The sequence below is a fragment of the Chromobacterium sp. Panama genome (assembly GCF_003052555.1).
Classification (GTDB): domain Bacteria; phylum Pseudomonadota; class Gammaproteobacteria; order Burkholderiales; family Chromobacteriaceae; genus Chromobacterium.
In genome coordinates, this window is record NZ_QARX01000001.1 from 3310023 (window position 1) to 3325063 (window position 15041).

12 protein-coding genes are annotated in these 15041 nt (G+C 64.8%); 7 read left to right on the top strand and 5 right to left on the bottom strand.

From position 1 onward, the window contains the following. Nucleotides 1-2 precede the first annotated feature (2 nt). The gene (locus DB032_RS14940; RefSeq protein WP_107800177.1) at nucleotides 3-1385 is read left to right on the top strand and encodes an FAD-binding oxidoreductase; all 1383 of its coding nucleotides are present in this window, start codon (nucleotides 3-5) and stop codon (nucleotides 1383-1385) included. A 66-nt stretch (nucleotides 1386-1451) separates the two neighbouring features. Here DB032_RS14940 and ushA read toward each other — a convergent pair whose 3' ends face one another. From ushA to DB032_RS14955, 3 genes are all read right to left on the bottom strand, one after another. Then, nucleotides 1452-3098 (bottom strand): bifunctional UDP-sugar hydrolase/5'-nucleotidase UshA, encoded by a 1647-nt coding sequence (gene ushA / locus DB032_RS14945; RefSeq protein ID WP_107800178.1) that lies wholly within the window; start codon nucleotides 3096-3098, stop codon nucleotides 1452-1454. A gap of 122 nt (nucleotides 3099-3220) precedes the next feature. Continuing rightward, entirely contained in the window at nucleotides 3221-4906 is a 1686-nt protein-coding gene (locus DB032_RS14950) for a glutamine--tRNA ligase/YqeY domain fusion protein (RefSeq protein ID WP_107800179.1), read from the bottom strand. 98 nt (nucleotides 4907-5004) lie between these two features. After that, the gene (locus DB032_RS14955; protein ID WP_107800180.1) at nucleotides 5005-5859 is read right to left on the bottom strand and encodes a Kdo hydroxylase family protein; all 855 of its coding nucleotides are present in this window, start codon (nucleotides 5857-5859) and stop codon (nucleotides 5005-5007) included. A 535-nt stretch (nucleotides 5860-6394) separates the two neighbouring features. Here DB032_RS14955 and DB032_RS14960 point away from each other — a divergent pair. The 4 genes from DB032_RS14960 (at nucleotide 6395) to DB032_RS14975 (ending at nucleotide 11432) form a co-directional block, all read left to right on the top strand. Then, on the top strand, nucleotides 6395-8674 hold the full coding sequence (locus tag DB032_RS14960) for a YgiQ family radical SAM protein (RefSeq protein ID WP_107800181.1): 2280 nt from the start codon (nucleotides 6395-6397) through the stop codon (nucleotides 8672-8674). Between the two features lie 97 nt (nucleotides 8675-8771). Further along, nucleotides 8772-10247 (top strand): YdiU family protein, encoded by a 1476-nt coding sequence (locus DB032_RS14965; protein ID WP_107800182.1) that lies wholly within the window; start codon nucleotides 8772-8774, stop codon nucleotides 10245-10247. 520 nt (nucleotides 10248-10767) lie between these two features. After that, nucleotides 10768-10989 carry a hypothetical protein gene (locus DB032_RS14970; RefSeq protein WP_082151202.1) on the top strand — a complete coding sequence of 74 codons (222 nt, stop codon included), beginning with the start codon at nucleotides 10768-10770 and terminating at the stop codon, nucleotides 10987-10989. A 188-nt stretch (nucleotides 10990-11177) separates the two neighbouring features. Continuing rightward, nucleotides 11178-11432 carry a hypothetical protein gene (locus DB032_RS14975; RefSeq protein ID WP_107800183.1) on the top strand — a complete coding sequence of 85 codons (255 nt, stop codon included), beginning with the start codon at nucleotides 11178-11180 and terminating at the stop codon, nucleotides 11430-11432. Between the two features lie 83 nt (nucleotides 11433-11515). Here DB032_RS14975 and DB032_RS14980 read toward each other — a convergent pair whose 3' ends face one another. Further along, entirely contained in the window at nucleotides 11516-12025 is a 510-nt protein-coding gene (locus DB032_RS14980; RefSeq protein ID WP_107800184.1) for a GNAT family N-acetyltransferase, read from the bottom strand. Between the two features lie 183 nt (nucleotides 12026-12208). On the opposite strand from DB032_RS14980, the gene DB032_RS14985 reads away from it, so the two are divergent. Next, the gene (locus tag DB032_RS14985) at nucleotides 12209-12988 is read left to right on the top strand and encodes an HAD family hydrolase (protein ID WP_107800185.1); all 780 of its coding nucleotides are present in this window, start codon (nucleotides 12209-12211) and stop codon (nucleotides 12986-12988) included. A 185-nt stretch (nucleotides 12989-13173) separates the two neighbouring features. Continuing rightward, complete coding sequence (locus tag DB032_RS14990) at nucleotides 13174-14520, top strand: HD-GYP domain-containing protein (RefSeq protein ID WP_107800186.1); 1347 nt, start codon at nucleotides 13174-13176, stop codon at nucleotides 14518-14520. 55 nt (nucleotides 14521-14575) lie between these two features. Here the strand turns inward: DB032_RS14990 and DB032_RS14995 are convergent, their stop codons facing one another. Further along, the gene (locus DB032_RS14995; RefSeq protein WP_081545504.1) at nucleotides 14576-15022 is read right to left on the bottom strand and encodes a VOC family protein; all 447 of its coding nucleotides are present in this window, start codon (nucleotides 15020-15022) and stop codon (nucleotides 14576-14578) included. Nucleotides 15023-15041: the final 19 nt, after the last annotated feature.

Sequence of the window (15041 nt, forward strand, 5' to 3'; positions counted from 1 at the left end):
ATATGAAACGCTCTCTCTGGCTGCAAGAAGTCTCCGCCGACCTGACCGACGGCAATGCATTGGACCGCGACTTGCACGTGGACATCGCCATCATCGGCGGCGGCTTCGTCGGCCTGTGGACCGCGCTGCAGATACTGGAAAAACGCCCGGCCACGCAAATCGCCATTGTCGAGCAGGATGTCTGCGGCGGCGGCGCTTCCGGTCGCAACGGCGGCTTCGTCATGTCCTGGTGGCCCAAGATCCGTTCTCTGAGCGCCATCTGCGGCCCGGGCGAGGCGCTGCGCCTGGTTCTGGCCTCAGAACAGGCCATCGACGATATCGACGCCTTTTGCCGCCGACACGCCATCGATGCCCACTTCCGCCGCGCCGGCTGGCTGTGGACCGCCACCACCCCGGCGCAGCACGGCGCCTGGCTTGACGTGCAGCAATTGGCGGAGCGCCTGGGGCACCCCACTTTCGTGCCGCTGCCGGCGGAGGAAGTCGCCCGCCGCAGCGGCTCGCCGCAACACCTGCAAGGCGTGATCGAGACCGGCAACGCCACCGTGCAGCCGGCCCGGCTGGCGCGCGGCCTGCGCCGCGTCGCGCTGGAAAACGGCGTGCGCATCTTCGAACACAGTCCGGTGCGGCGGATAGAACGCGGACAGCCGGCCCGGCTGATCACGCCGGGCGGCACGCTGAGCGCGGACAAAGTCGTGATCGCGAGCAATGCCTGGGCCGTTTCCGTCCCGGAGTTGGCGCGCAGCGTCCTGCCCGTCACCAGCACCCTGCTGGCTACGCCGCCCATTCCCGAGCGGCTGACGGAGATAGGCTGGACCGGCGGCGAGGCCATCACCGATTCGCAACTGCTGGTCGATTATTACCGCACCACCCGCGACCACCGCATCGTCTTTGGCAAGGGCACCGGTCGCTTTGGCTTCAACAGCCGCATCGACGCGGGCTTCGACGATGATCCGGCGCTGAACGCCTTGACCGAGAGCGACTTCCGCCGCGTCTACCCGACGCTGGCCGACGTGGCCGTTGAGCACAGCTGGTCCGGCCCCATAGACCGCAGCTACGACAGCCTGCCGCTATTCGGCCGCCTGCCGGACGCGCCCCACCTCGTCTACGGCATAGGGTGGAGCGGCAACGGCGTAGGCCCCAGCCGCATCGGCGCGCAGATTCTCAGCAGCCTGGCGCTGGATCTGGACGATGCGTGGAGCCGCTGCCCGCTGGTGGGCCGCGCTGTGCGCCAATTCCCGCCGGAGCCTTTTCGTTATCTGGGCGGCAAGCTGGTCCGCGCCGCGGTGCTGCGCAAGGAGGCCGCTGAGGCCGAACGACGCCCCGCCGCCGGCCTGGACCGCCTGCTCAGCCGGCTGGCGCCGGCCGGCCTGGAGGACAAGGGCTAGACGCCCAAATAAAAACCGCAGCCTCCCTGGCTGCGGTTTTCATGACCGGCACCGCTCTGACGGCGCTCAGTTGCGCGTCACCGCATCCCCGGGCGCGTAAGCGCCGGCGTCTATCGGCGAATGCGCGGCGATGTACTCGCGCAGCATTTCGGCGTCGACGAAGCCGGTGTTGACGTAGCCCGGATGCTTGTTCATCAGCGGGTAGCCGTCGCCGCCGGCGGCGATGAAGCTGTTGATCGCCATCCGGTAGGTCTTGGCCGGATCGATGGGCTGGCCGCCGATCAGCGCCTGCCGCAGCTCGCCGCCGACGATGCGCAGCTTGACGCCGGCGAACTGGCCGAAGGCGCCGGCGCCGGGCGTCATCCGCGCGGCGGCCTTCAGGTAATCCAGCGCTTCCCGGCCGTCCAGGTCCACATAAGCCAGGGTGCTGCCGAAGGGGAACACCTTCAGCACGTCGCGGTAGTTGATCGCGCCGGCCGGCAGCGAATCGCGGATGCCGCCGGAATTGGACACGGCGAAGTCCGCCTTGACCTTGTCCATCATCACCCGGCTGACGAAGACGCCCAGATTGGTGGGCTGGCTGCGCACCACGCCGCGGTCGCCGTCCAGCTTGGCGCTGGTCCGCCCCACCGGCACATCCAGCGCCGCCTGGCCCTTGTTCTGATAACTTTGCAGGAAGTTGCGCAGCTTGCCGTCCTCCTCGATCAACTGGGTGTACGGCACTTTCTGATCCTTGCCGTCCGCGCCCTTGACGCTTTTCTTCAGATTGACCGGAATCAGCTGGTATTTGGAGAGCTTGAGCTTGCCGTTGCGGAACTCGAAATCGGCGCGGCCCACGTATTTGCCCCACTCGTGCGCCTGCACGATCCAGGCGCCGTTCTGGCGGTCCGGCGCGCAGGGCGCGCCCGGCACATAGGCGTCGTCGCGCTGGTTTTCCGCCTTCATGCACACCGGGTTCTGGCTGTGGCCGCCCACGATCAGGTCCAGCCCCTTCACCCCGCGCGCCATCTCCACGTCGCCCGGCGCGTTCACGCCGTGCTGGCCGTCGGTGTAATGGCCCATATGGGTGGCGGCGATGACGATGTCGGCCTGCTGGCGCAGCTCCGGCACCAGCTTGCCGGCCTCGGCGATGGGGCTGCGGAACTCGATGCCCTTGACCTGCTCCGGGTTCACCATCTTGGCGGTGTCGTCGGTGGTCAGGCCCAGCACCGCCACCCTCACCCCGCCCAGATTGAACATCGCGTACGGGTCGAACATGCGCTTGCCGTCCTGGTAGATGTTGGCGGACAGCATGGGGAAGTTGATCCACTTGCGCTGTTTCATCAACACCGGCACCGGCTTGTCGAACTCGTGGTTGCCCACCGCCATCGCGTCGTAGCCTATGCGGCTCATGCCGCGGAAATCCGGCTCCGCGTCCTGCAGATCGGACTCCGGCACCCCGGTATTGATGTCGCCGCCGGACAGCAGCAGCATATAGCCGCCGTCGGCCTTGACCTCGGCGCGCACCTGGTCCACCAGGGTCTTCTGCGCGGCCAGGCCGTATTCGCCGTCGCTATTGGGCCAGAAACGGCCGTGGTGGTCGTTGGTGTGCAGGATGGTGATCTTGTAAGTCTTGTCTTCGACATAATTGCCCTTGCCGGGCGTGGCGGCGCAGGCGGAGAGCAGGCCGGCGGCCAGCAGGGACAGGGCAAGCGGTTTCACGGATAGTTTCATCGTTGATCCTTGGTTTTTATTGGAATGCATGCACGCCGCAAAAATGGCGGACCCGCGGGCCCGCCATTGCTGAAAGTCATTCCCTCGCCGGACGCGCACAGCCTCCGGCCGGGCGTCCAAGCTTATTTGCTCCAGCTGTCCTTCAGGCCCACACTGCGGTTGAACACCGCCTTGACCCCCGGCTGATGCTCGTAACGGTCGGTGACGAAATAACCCAGGCGTTCAAACTGGAAGCGCGATTCCGGCGCCGCCTGCAGCACCGAGGCCTCGACATAGGTCGGCACCAGCTTCAGCGATTCCGGGTTCAAGAACTGGCGGAAGTCCAGATATTCGCCGTCCTCGCCGCGCACCGCGTCCGGACGCGGCTCGGTGAACAGGCGCTCGTACCAGCGCACATCGGCCTCAATCGCGTGTTCGGCGGACACCCAGTGGATCACGCCCTTGACCTTGCGGCCTTCCGGGTTCTTGCCCAGCGTGTCGTGGTCGATGCTGCACTTGAGTTCCACCACCTTTCCTGCCGCGTCCTTGACCACTTCCTCGCACTTGATCACGTAGGAGTAACGCAGGCGCACTTCGCCGCCAACGGTCAGGCGCTGCCACTTGGGCGGCGGCACTTCGGCGAAGTCGTCCTGCTCAATCCAGATCTCGCGGGCGATCGGCACTTCGCGCTCGCCGAACTCCGGATGATGCGGATGGAAGGGCGCGCTGCGGCTGGCGGTGACGGCGGCGTCGTAATTGCTCAGCGTCACTTTCAGCGGATTCACCACCGCCATCACGCGCGGCGAATCGTTTTCCAGCGTCTCGCGCACCGCGCCTTCCAGAATGGTCATGTCGATGATGTTTTCGCTCTTGGACACGCCGATGCGTTGAGCGAAGAGCTTGATGCCGGCCGGGCTGTAGCCGCGGCGGCGCATGCCGGCCACGGTGGGCATGCGCGGATCGTCCCAGCCGCTCACCGCGCCCTCGTTGACCAGCGCCAGCAGCTTGCGCTTGGAGGTCAGCGTATACAGCAGTTCCAGGCGCGACGATTCATACTGACGCGGATGGCAGCCGATGCTGATATTGTCCAGCACCCAGTCGTACAAGGGACGATGGTCTTCGAACTCCAGCGTGCACAAGGAGTGGGTGATGCCCTCGATGGCGTCCGAAATGCAATGGGTGTAGTCGTACATCGGGTAGATGCACCACTTGTCGCCGGTGCGGTGGTGATGCGCGCGGCGGATGCGGTAGATGGCCGGATCGCGCAGATTGATGTTGCCGGAAGACATGTCTATCTTCAGGCGCAACGTCTTGCTGCCGTCCGGAAACTCGCCGTTCTTCATGCGGGAGAACAGGTCCAGGTTCTCCTCCACGCTGCGCTCGCGGTAGGGGCTGTTCTTGCCCGGCTCGGTCAGGCTGCCGCGGTACTGGCGCATTTCCTCGGCGGACAGATCGTCCACATAGGCCTTGCCGGCCTGGATCAGCTCCACCGCATAACCGTACAGGCGGTCGAAGTAGTCGGAAGCGAAGCGCACGTCGCCGTCCCACTTGAAACCCATCCAGCTGATGTCGTCGATGAAGGACTGCACGTACTCCGGCGACTCTTTCTCCGGATTGGTGTCGTCCATGCGCAGATTGCACTTGCCCTGGTAGTCCTCGGCCAGGCCGAAGTTCAGGCAAATGGCCTTGGCGTGGCCGATATGGGCGAAGCCGTTGGGTTCCGGCGGGAAGCGGGTGACGATGCTGCTGTGCTTGCCGGAGGCCAGGTCCTCGTCAATGATGTTGCGGATGAAGTTGCTGACAACCGGCGCGTTGTTTTCCGTGCTCATTGTTTTGTGCGGTACGAGTTTATGACTAATCGAAGATTGTAACCGATTTCGCCCCCGCTGGGAGCGGGCCGGCTTCGCCCGCCCCGCCTTTGGCCGCCTTACAACAAAGCCCGGCCCGACAACTGCTCCAGCAAGGCCAGCGGCGACTGCTGCGGCTGGGCCATCTCCGCCACCGGCAACCAGAAAGTCTGCTCCAGCATGAACTGGCCTGACATCACCGCGTGCGACGCGTGATCGGAAAAACAGACCCAGGCGCAACCGGGCGGGAACGGCATGGTTTCCTGCGGACATTGGCGCTGATAATCCAGGTCCGCCTTCATCGCGTCGTGCAGATGCAGCATGATGTGATCGTAAGCGCTGCGCTTGCGCTTGGTGATCCTCAAGCCCGCCAGCAAGGCCGCCGAACCCGGCCACTGCCGCGGCACCCGCGGCAACATGCGCCGCGCCATATCGGTGAACGGTTCGCCCACCCGCCACACCCGGGGCTCGCCATCGGGATTGATATTGCAGAACACCCGCAGAATGCGTTCGCCGTAATTGGGACGGGACGGAAACGCGTCAACATGCAGCCGGCTATCGTCCTTGCGCCAGGACGTCCGACGGTCCTCCACCCGCATCAGCCGCAGGCTGGTGGGCGCCGCGCGCAGCTTGCCCTGATATTCCGGCAACAAGCGCGCGGCCAGGTCCGCGGCGGCCCGCTGGTAGCGCGCGATCAAGCCGCGCACCTCCGCCTCCCGTTCCGCGCCGCCCACCACGCCGTGCAAGGCGCCGTTGTCCGGCTCCAGGCTGATGTTCTTGCGTTTGGGATCGGCGACGGCCGGGTCCAGCAAGCGGCCCTCCTCGGCCAGCAGCTTGAAATCGAAGCTGGGCAGATACAAGACCTTGCCCTGCTCCAACTCATCCACATAGCGGCCTTGCGCCGCGCCGTCCACCCATACGATCTGGCTCGTCATCTGAGCTCCTAGCTGAAACAATGATTTCCACGCGGCAAGGAGCGGCTGACAAAGCCGACTGGCCCGAGGCCAGACCCGCTTTACAAGTCGCTCACCCTCGGCCGCGTCTATAGAACCTGTCCAAAGTCCCGCAAGCGCGCGCGAGACATAACTTGGCGAAAATCGCTGAGAACCCGGCATGCGCTCGTGACACGGGAGCATGTCGCATGCGGCGCTCACCGTGCCGCGTCTCACGGAAGCGCAACAGACTTTGAACAGGCCCTAAGCGGCCGCCCCGCCCCGCCAAGCCGTTTACCGGCCCTGCAAGCGGGCCGCTAGGATACGCCTGCGGCCGGGGAATGTCATGCGGGAACCCCGGCGCCCCGTTCCTGCGGCCAGGGCGCGCAGCGCCTTGATTTTGATGGGCAAAACCGCCCTTGCGGCAAAACCCTACTGCAACCAAGGCAATTTCCAATAAAAAACAAGCGCTTAATCCACAAGCAAGCGGCAACTATGGCATAATAGCGGGTTGCCTGAACTTCAGCCTTTTGCCAGCATGACGACCGCACACGCCGCCAAACCGATCACCTCCTACCGCAAGTACTGGGCCAGCCGCTTCGGCGCCGCCCCGTTCCTGCCGATGACCCGCGCCGAAATGGAGCAGCTGGGTTGGGACTCCTGTGACATCATCCTGATCACCGGCGACGGTTATATCGACCACCCCAGCTTCGGCATGGCGCTGGTGGGCCGGCTGCTGGAAGACCAGGGCTTCCGCGTGGGCATCATCGCCCAGCCGGATTGGCACTCGGCGGACGCCTTCCGCGAACTGGGCAAGCCCAATCTGTTCTTCGGCGTCACCGCCGGCAATATGGACTCCATGATCAACCGCTACACCGCGGACCGCCGCCCGCGCTCGGACGACGCCTACACCCCGCACGCCGCGGCCAACAAGCGCCCGGACCGCGCCGTCACCGTCTACGCCCAGCGCTGCCGCGAAGCCTATCCCGGCGTGGGCGTGATGGTGGGCAGCATCGAGGCCAGCCTGCGCCGCATCGCCCACTACGACTACTGGAGCGAGAAAGTGCGCCCGTCGGTGCTGATCAACTCCAAGGCCGACCTGCTGCTGTACGGCAACGCCGAACGCGCGCTGGTGGAAGTGGCGCACCGCGCCGCCAGGGGCGAGAAGCTGAGCGAGATCCGCGATGTGCGCGGCACCGCCTTCATCGTGCCGCACGGCTGGCGCCCGGATGAAGAATGGCAGGAAATGGACTCCAGCGTGGTGGACCTGCCGGGCAAGGTGGACGTCCACCTCAACCCCTACCAGGAAATCCCGGAACAGGCGGCCGAAGCCACCAAGGATCAGGACCCGTCCAAGCCGCAGGTGATCCGCATCGAATCCCGCGAAGAACGCTTGGCCAAGCGCCGCGCCGAACGCGCCAAGACTGTGATCCGCATCCCGGCCTACGAGGCCGTGGCCCACGACCCGGTGCTGTACGCCCACGCCAGCCGCACCCTGCACCTGGAATCCAACCCCGGCAACGCCCGCGCGCTGGTACAGATGCACGGCGAGCGCGACGTGTGGCTGACCCCGCCGCCCATTCCGCTCTCCACCGAGGAAATGGACCACGTCTACGGCCTGCCCTACGCCCGCAACCCGCACCCCAGCTACGGCGACGCCAATATCCCGGCCTGGGAAATGATCAAGTACTCGGTCAACATCATGCGCGGCTGTTTCGGCGGCTGTACCTTCTGCTCCATCACCGAGCACGAAGGCCGCATCATCCAGAGCCGTTCCGAGGAGTCCATCCTCAAGGAAATCGAGGAAATCCGCGACAAGACCCCGGGCTTCACCGGCCATATCTCGGACCTGGGCGGCCCGACCGCGAATATGTACCGCCTCTCCTGCAAGGACCCGAAGATCGAGCGCTCCTGTAGGAAGCTGTCCTGCGTGTTCCCGGACATCTGCGAAAACCTGAACACCGACCACAGCCACCTGATCCAGCTTTACCGCAAGGCGCGCGCGCTGCCGGGCGTGAAGAAGATCAACATCCAGTCCGGCCTGCGCTACGACCTGGCCGTGCGCTCGCCCGAATACATCAAGGAACTGGTGCAGCACCATGTGGGCGGCTATCTGAAGATCGCCCCGGAACACACCGAGGACGGCCCGCTGTCCATGATGATGAAACCGGGCATGGGCGCGTACGACAAGTTCAAGGAACTGTTCGAACGCTTCAGCCGCCAGGCCGGCAAGGAACAGTATCTGATCCCCTACTTCATCGCCGCCCACCCCGGCACCAGCGACGAAGACATGATGAACCTGGCGCTGTGGCTGAAGAAGAACAACTTCCGCCTGGACCAGGTGCAAACCTTCACCCCCACGCCGATGGCGATGGCCACCACCATGTGGCACACCCGCCGCAATCCGCTCAAGCGCCTGTCGCGCAGCTCGGAAAAAGTGGACGTGGTGCGCGACGGCTACCGCCGCAAACTGCACAAGGCCTTCCTGCGCTACCACCACCCGGACAACTGGCAGATCCTCCACGACGCGCTGATTCAGATGGGCCGAAGCGACCTGATCGGCCACAGCAAGCACTGCCTGATTCCGCCGACGCCGCCGGGCGACAAGGCCGCCGCCGTGCGCCACCGCATGGGTGCGCCGCTGTCGCGCAACAAGGCCCCAGGCCAGCGCGCCACCGCTCCCGCCGGTCACGGACAGCGCGGCAAGCCCGCGCAGGCCAAAGCCATGGCCAAGCCCGGCGCCGGCCAAGCGCCGGCCGGACGCGGCAAGCCCGCGAAACCCGGCAGCAAACCGGCCGGCAAGGGCCGCAGTCGTTAAATCCAGCCGCCCACGGGCGGCTTTTTGCCGGCCGGCGGCCGGGCACTTTGCCCCGCCGCCGGCGTCTCAATCCCATACCCCGCCCAGCGAGCCCGCCATGATCCACATCGACTTCGACCACAGCTACGCCCGCGACCTGCCCGACGCCTGCGCGCCGGTGCAGCCAGAACGCCCGCCCGCGCCGGCCCTGCTGTACTGGAACGCCGAACTGACGCAAGAGCTGGGCCTGGACAGCGGCCAGGCCGACGCCGCCGAACTGGCCGCCGCCTTCTCCGGCGCCGCCTTGCCGGCTGGCGCCAAGCCGGTGGCCCAAGCCTATGCCGGCCACCAGTTCGGCGGCCTGTCGCCGTCGCTGGGCGACGGCCGCGCGCTGCTGCTGGGCGAAGTCATCGACCGCAACGGCCAACGCCGCGACATCGCCTTCAAGGGCAGCGGCCGCACCCCCTTCTCCCGCCGCGGCGACGGCAAGGCCGCGGTGGGGCCGATGCTGCGCGAACTGATCATCGGCGAAGCCATGCACGCGCTCGCCATCCCCAGCACCCGCGCGCTGGCCGTCACCGCCACCGGCGAAACCGTCTACCGCGAACAAGCGCTGCCCGGCGCGGTGCTGACCCGCGTCGCCGCCAGCCATCTGCGCGTCGGCACCTTCCAGTACTTCGCCCTCCGCGGCGAACGCGACATGCTACGCCAGGTGGCCGACTACACCCTGGCGCGCCACTACCCCGAACTGGCCGGCGCCGACCAGCCCTATCTGGCGCTGCTGCAAGCGGTGGCGGAACGCCAGGCCGAACTGATCGCCCGCTGGATGCACGCCGGCTTCATCCATGGCGTGATGAACACCGACAATATGGCGCTCAGCGGCGAAACCATAGACTACGGCCCCTGCGCCTTCATGGACGTCCATCATCCGTCCACCGTGTTCAGCTCCATCGACAGCGGCGGCCGCTACGCCTACGGCAACCAGCCGGCCATCGCCCAATGGAACCTGGCCCGGCTGGCGGAAACCCTGTTGCCGCTGCTGGACCCGGACGAGCCCAAGAACGCGGTGCCGGCGGCCACCGCCGTCATCGAAGACTTCGCCGAGCGCTACCAGGCCCACTGGCTGCAACAGGCGCGCCGCAAACTGGGCCTGAGCCAGGCGCTGGACATCGACCAGGAACTGGCCGAAGACTGGCTGGCGCTGCTGGCGCGCCAGGACGCCGACCACACCCTGGCCTGGCGCCGGCTGGCCAACGCCGCCGAAGGCCAAGACCAGGCACTGACTCAGCTCTTCAACGACCCTGCCGCCGCCGCGCCCTGGCTGGCGCGCTGGCGCCAGCGGCTGGACGCCGAACCGCAAGCCGCCGCCGAACGCGCCGCCGCGCTGCGCCAGGCCAACCCGCTCTACATCCCGCGCAACCACCTGGTGGAAGAAGCGCTGGCCGCCGCCAGCGACCACGGCGACATGGGCCCGACGCTGGCGCTGCTGGACGTATTGCGCCAGCCCTTCATCGAACGCGCCGGCCTGGAGCGCTACACGCTGCCGGCCGCGCCGGAAGTGGCACAAGGGTATCGGACCTTCTGCGGCACCTGAGCAACCCCCTAGAACCTATTCCCGATCTTTGCGGCCCGAGGGTATTGCTCAAGGCAAGACATCGAATCCGCTACGCGGATGATGGTTTTCATTGCCGGGGCTGCCCGGCAAGCAGGAAGAGGGTATTTGCTTGGCCAAATATCCTCTTCACTTAAAGGCCACCCTGCAAGCCTGGCCTACGGCTACCCGCCGGGACCCGTCAGGTCCGAAGCGAGGCTGGACGCGCGATTTGCTAACGTCAAATCGCTCAAACAAAACAGCCGCTTAAAACCTCGGACCTGCCACCCGTCAGCAGGCATGAAGGGAGTTGGGCCACATCGAAAGCATGCCGTCCTTTGCGTTTAGCCTAGTTCATCAACCATGCAGCTGATCACCCACCTCTAAAAAACGTGAGCGGGATGAACCTTTCGACCATCAAAATATGACAAAAAGCTTACCAAAGAGGTACCCTACCTCTAAGTGCACCACACTTTAAAACCAGCCTACTTAAACTTAGCCTCGTAAAAAATGGAGATGGTTTATGGCTCATCAAGTACTTTTAAACCTGAGTGAAAAAATTATCCTTCACAAAGACGTTGAGATCGAAGTTAAGGTTGATAGCACAAGACTTGGCAAGCTATTGATCAGCAAAGGCAACATCGAATGGCTTCCCTCAGGTAACTCGGTTAACAAACATCGTCTCTCGTGGACAAAATTTGCTCAACTAATGGAAACTCAGGGCAAGCCAACCAAGGTGAAATAGCTGCACCTGATGGAGGCGATAAAATATTGCCTCCCATCGCTTTACCCATTCCTATTCATTCTGCTAGATTCCCTCTTGGTGCTGAACACACCTGTCAGGCGAAACCCGCGCTCGTCAGTCGCGGCTTCTCAGCCCTATTCCGAACGCACCGCTAAAGTGACCTCGGAACGCCATGTCAGGAGTTCATCATGGATAAACATCCCCTCCCCGCAGCCCCCCTCTCCAAACTAGAAACCGCGGACGCGCTGGCCAACGGCCTGGAAGCGCTGGATTTACTGCGCCCGCTGCTGGTCAGCATGCGCCAGCAGATCGCGCTGCCGCGCCCGGATCTAGCGCAGCTTAAGGGCCTGTGTCACGCCGCCGGCTGGATTGCCGACGAGTACCACAGCTATCTGGAGGCGATGTGGCAGGAGGAGACCCGTGACAGAACCCTAAGGTTCTGAATCCGGCCCCTAAACGGAAAAGGCGCAAGGCATTCCGCCTTGCGCCCTTCAGTTGGCCACTCTTGAAGACTACGCAGCGGCCTTCAAGCCAAGCGCTTCTCCATCACGTCGTCGTCCATCACAAAGCCGTTGCCGATGTCGAACACCGCCTGCTCCCGCAAGGTGAAACCACGCTGCTTGTACACCGCGATGGCGCCGGCATTGTGCTTGTTCACCGTCAAGACCAGGGTATGGCAGCCGCGCTGCCGCGCCGCCCGCTCCACCGCGTCCAGCATATAAGCGCCCAGGCCGCGGCCGCGCATCTCCGCCAATAGATACAACTGCTCCAGCTTCATCTCCCCCGGCGTCGCCGTCAGCGCGTAACTGCAATAGCCCACCGCCCGGCCATCCAGCTTCAATAGCCCAAACCAGCGGTCCGGCGCGTCCAGATAGGCGGACAGCTTTTCCGGCACATAACGGCCGGCCAGCATGTATTCGATCTGCTCGCGGCTAATCATGCTGATGAAATGCTGATGCCAGATCTCGCCGGCCAGTTCGGCCAGGGCGGAAAAATCGGCGGCGGTCAACGGATCCAGACAAATGTTTTGGCTCATGCGCGGCACTCTCCAGGTTGAACAGTCATAAAAGGAAAATGTGGGCGATACCGCTCGCCGACAAGTCCGGAGGCATTCGATTCAACGCGGCGGCTTCACCCGAGTTGCCAAGACAGTTAGAATACAAACATCATAAAACGGCGCTAAAAACCAGCCGTCGCCACCTTCCCGCAGCGAGACCCCATGCACTTCATCTTTGATATCGACGGCACCATTTGCTTCAACGGCAGGACCATCAGCCCGGCCATCCAGGACGCGCTGGACGGCCTGCGCCGGCACGGCCACCAGTTGGGCTTCGCGTCCGCCCGCCCCTACCGCGACATCCTGCCCTTGCTGGATGCCCGCTTCCACGACGTGCTGATCATCGGCGCCAACGGCGCGATGAGCCATCGGCAAGGCCAGCTGCACCGGCTGAACCCCATCCCAGACCCGGTGTTCGCCGACGTCACCCAACTGGCGCAACGCTTCGCCGCGTCCTATCTGGTGGACCTGAGCTGGAACTACCACTACAACGGCGACGCCAGCCACCCCTTCCTCAACAAGGTGGACCCCGGCAAACTGGCCAGCCATGTCGGCGCCGAAGACATCCGCCAGCCGGCCAAGCTGCTGATCACCGCCTGCGCCGACGTCCCCGGCCTGCGCCGGGAACTGGACGCCCACGCCGGCGTGGAGCTGCACTACCATTCCGACGAACAGATCTTCGACATCACCGCCGCCGGCGTCAGCAAGATGGCCGCGCTGCGCCAATGCGGCATCGCCGCCGAGGAGCTGATCTGCTTCGGCAACGACAGCAACGACGTCAGCATGTTCCTGGACGCCGGCCACTCGGTGCAGGTGGGCGCCCATCCGCGGCTGGCGGAACTGGCCAGCGAACGCTTGCCGCTGGACCAGGACATTGAAGCGCGGCTGGTGGACGCCATCGCGCGGCTGAGCCGTGAACGCGCGCCGGCGCGGCGGGATTGAAAAAGCGCGCTCCGCCGAGGATAAAGAAGATGGGGCCGCTCACAAAGAGGCCGCGTTGCGACGATTCGCCGTTGATGCACGGCCTGCGTTTGCGCGCCTTGTCCCTGGCTCTCTGCAAGATGGCGTGAGCGGAGCCAAGCAGGTTCCCGCCGTCTCCCTACCCGCCTCAATTCCGTGGAGCGCCCATGGCCGCCACCCTAAAGCTGTCCGAACTGATCAGCTCGCTGAGCTACGCGCTGGACATCACCGAAGGCCAGCCCGAAGGCCATTGCATCCGCAGCTGCTGGATAGGCATGCATATCGGCCAATGCATAGGACTGCCGCCGCAACGGCTATGGGATTTGTACTACGCCATCCTGCTCAAGGACCTGGGCTGCAGCAGCAACGCGGCGCGCATTTGCGAGCTCTACCAGACCGACGATCGCAGCTTCAAACAGGACTTCAAGCAAGTGGGCGCCGGCCTGCCGCAGCTGCTGGGCTTTGTGTTCAAGAACACCGGCACCCACAGCGAGGGCTGGGCGCGGCGCGCGGCTTCCGTTCTCAAAGTGCTGCGCCACGGCAGGATGATGGCGGACGAACTGATCAACACCCGCTGCCACCGCGGCGCCGACATCGCCCGCCAGCTGCGTTTCAATGAAAACGTAGCGCGCGGCATTCAATCGCTGGACGAACACTGGGACGGCTCCGGCCGGCCGCTGGGGCTGCGCGGCGACGCCATTCCGCTGAATTCGCGCATCGCGCTGCTGGCCCAGGTGATAGACGTGTTCCACATCACCCACGGCCGCCAGGCGGCGCTGGAGCAGGCGCTGCGACGCGCCGGCGGCTGGTTCGATCCGGAACTGGTGGCCGCCTTCCGCCGCGTAGGCGCCCGGCCGGACTTCTGGCGGCAGCTGGAGGCCGACGACATCGACCAGGCGGTGCTGAAGCTGGAGCCGGCCCAATACGCGGTGCCGCTGGACGAGGACTATCTGGATGAGATCGCCGAGGGTTTCGGCCAGGTGGTGGATTCCAAAAGCCCGTTCACCGCCGGCCACAGCCAAAGAGTGGGCCATTACGCCGACCAGATCGCCGCGGAACTGGAACTGGGCCAGGAACGACGACGCTGGCTGAAACGCGGCGCGCTTCTGCACGACGTGGGCAAGCTGGGCGTCAGCAACACCATATTGGACAAGCCCGGCAAGCTGGAGGCGGACGAATGGGAGGCGGTCAAACGCCACGCCGCTTACACCGAAGCCATCCTGGGCCGCATCGAACACTTCGCCGAACTGGCCTGGGTGGCCGGCGCCCACCACGAGCGCCCGGACGGCGGCGGCTACCCGCGCGGCCTGTCCGGCGACGCCATCGCGCTGGAAACCCGCATCATCACCGCCGCGGACATCTTCGACGCCATCAACGCGGAACGCCCCTACCACCCGGCCACCCCCGCGCCGCAAACCCTGGACATCATGCGTCGGCACCTGGGCAGCGCCATCGACCCCGCCTGCTTCGCCGCGCTGGAACAGGTGCTGCGCCAGGAGGGCGCGCTGTCTTGAGCGCATAAAAAACCGCCGGCGCAAGACCGGCGGTTTTAGTTGCGGATGACGGTTGTCACTCCAGCTGTTCGTTCAGCTTGAGCTTGCCCACCAGCCAGGTGTGATCGTAGCTGACGATCTCGAACGGATTGCCGAAGGGATCGACAAAGGACAGCGAGCAGAAAAAGCGATGGTCGCGCACGGAGTCCCGGGCGATGGTCTGGCCGTCGCGATTGGTGACGCGCTCGCCGGCCAGCTGGTCTATCCACTCCAGAAAATCCTGGCCGCTCACCACAAAGGCGATGTCGCCCTGATGATTGGCCGCCCCGCTCTTGTCTTCGCTCACCGCCAGGCGCACCGCGCCGTTGGCGTTGGCCAACATCACCGCTCCGTGCGGGCCTTCGCGCATGTGCTTGTAGCGCGGGTCCGGGGCCATGGCCAGCACGCGCTGATACCATTTCAGGGCCTTGGGCACGTCAGTCACACGAATGTGGATGTGATCGATCTTGCCTAAAGTCAGCATGACTTCCTCATATTGTTTT

Excerpts from the sequence above, each read along its gene's own strand:
- DB032_RS14940 (WP_107800177.1), top strand. The coding sequence starts at position 3 with ATGAAACGCTCTCTCTGGCTGCAAGAAGTCTCCGCCGACCTGACCGAC.
- ushA (WP_107800178.1), bottom strand. The coding sequence starts at position 3,098 with ATGAAACTATCCGTGAAACCGCTTGCCCTGTCCCTGCTGGCCGCCGGC.
- DB032_RS14950 (WP_107800179.1), bottom strand. The coding sequence starts at position 4,906 with ATGAGCACGGAAAACAACGCGCCGGTTGTCAGCAACTTCATCCGCAAC.
- DB032_RS14955 (WP_107800180.1), bottom strand. The coding sequence starts at position 5,859 with ATGACGAGCCAGATCGTATGGGTGGACGGCGCGGCGCAAGGCCGCTAT.
- DB032_RS14960 (WP_107800181.1), top strand. The coding sequence starts at position 6,395 with ATGACGACCGCACACGCCGCCAAACCGATCACCTCCTACCGCAAGTAC.
- DB032_RS14965 (WP_107800182.1), top strand. The coding sequence starts at position 8,772 with ATGATCCACATCGACTTCGACCACAGCTACGCCCGCGACCTGCCCGAC.
- DB032_RS14970 (WP_082151202.1), top strand. The coding sequence starts at position 10,768 with ATGGCTCATCAAGTACTTTTAAACCTGAGTGAAAAAATTATCCTTCAC.
- DB032_RS14975 (WP_107800183.1), top strand. The coding sequence starts at position 11,178 with ATGGATAAACATCCCCTCCCCGCAGCCCCCCTCTCCAAACTAGAAACC.
- DB032_RS14980 (WP_107800184.1), bottom strand. The coding sequence starts at position 12,025 with ATGAGCCAAAACATTTGTCTGGATCCGTTGACCGCCGCCGATTTTTCC.
- DB032_RS14985 (WP_107800185.1), top strand. The coding sequence starts at position 12,209 with ATGCACTTCATCTTTGATATCGACGGCACCATTTGCTTCAACGGCAGG.
- DB032_RS14990 (WP_107800186.1), top strand. The coding sequence starts at position 13,174 with ATGGCCGCCACCCTAAAGCTGTCCGAACTGATCAGCTCGCTGAGCTAC.
- DB032_RS14995 (WP_081545504.1), bottom strand. The coding sequence starts at position 15,022 with ATGCTGACTTTAGGCAAGATCGATCACATCCACATTCGTGTGACTGAC.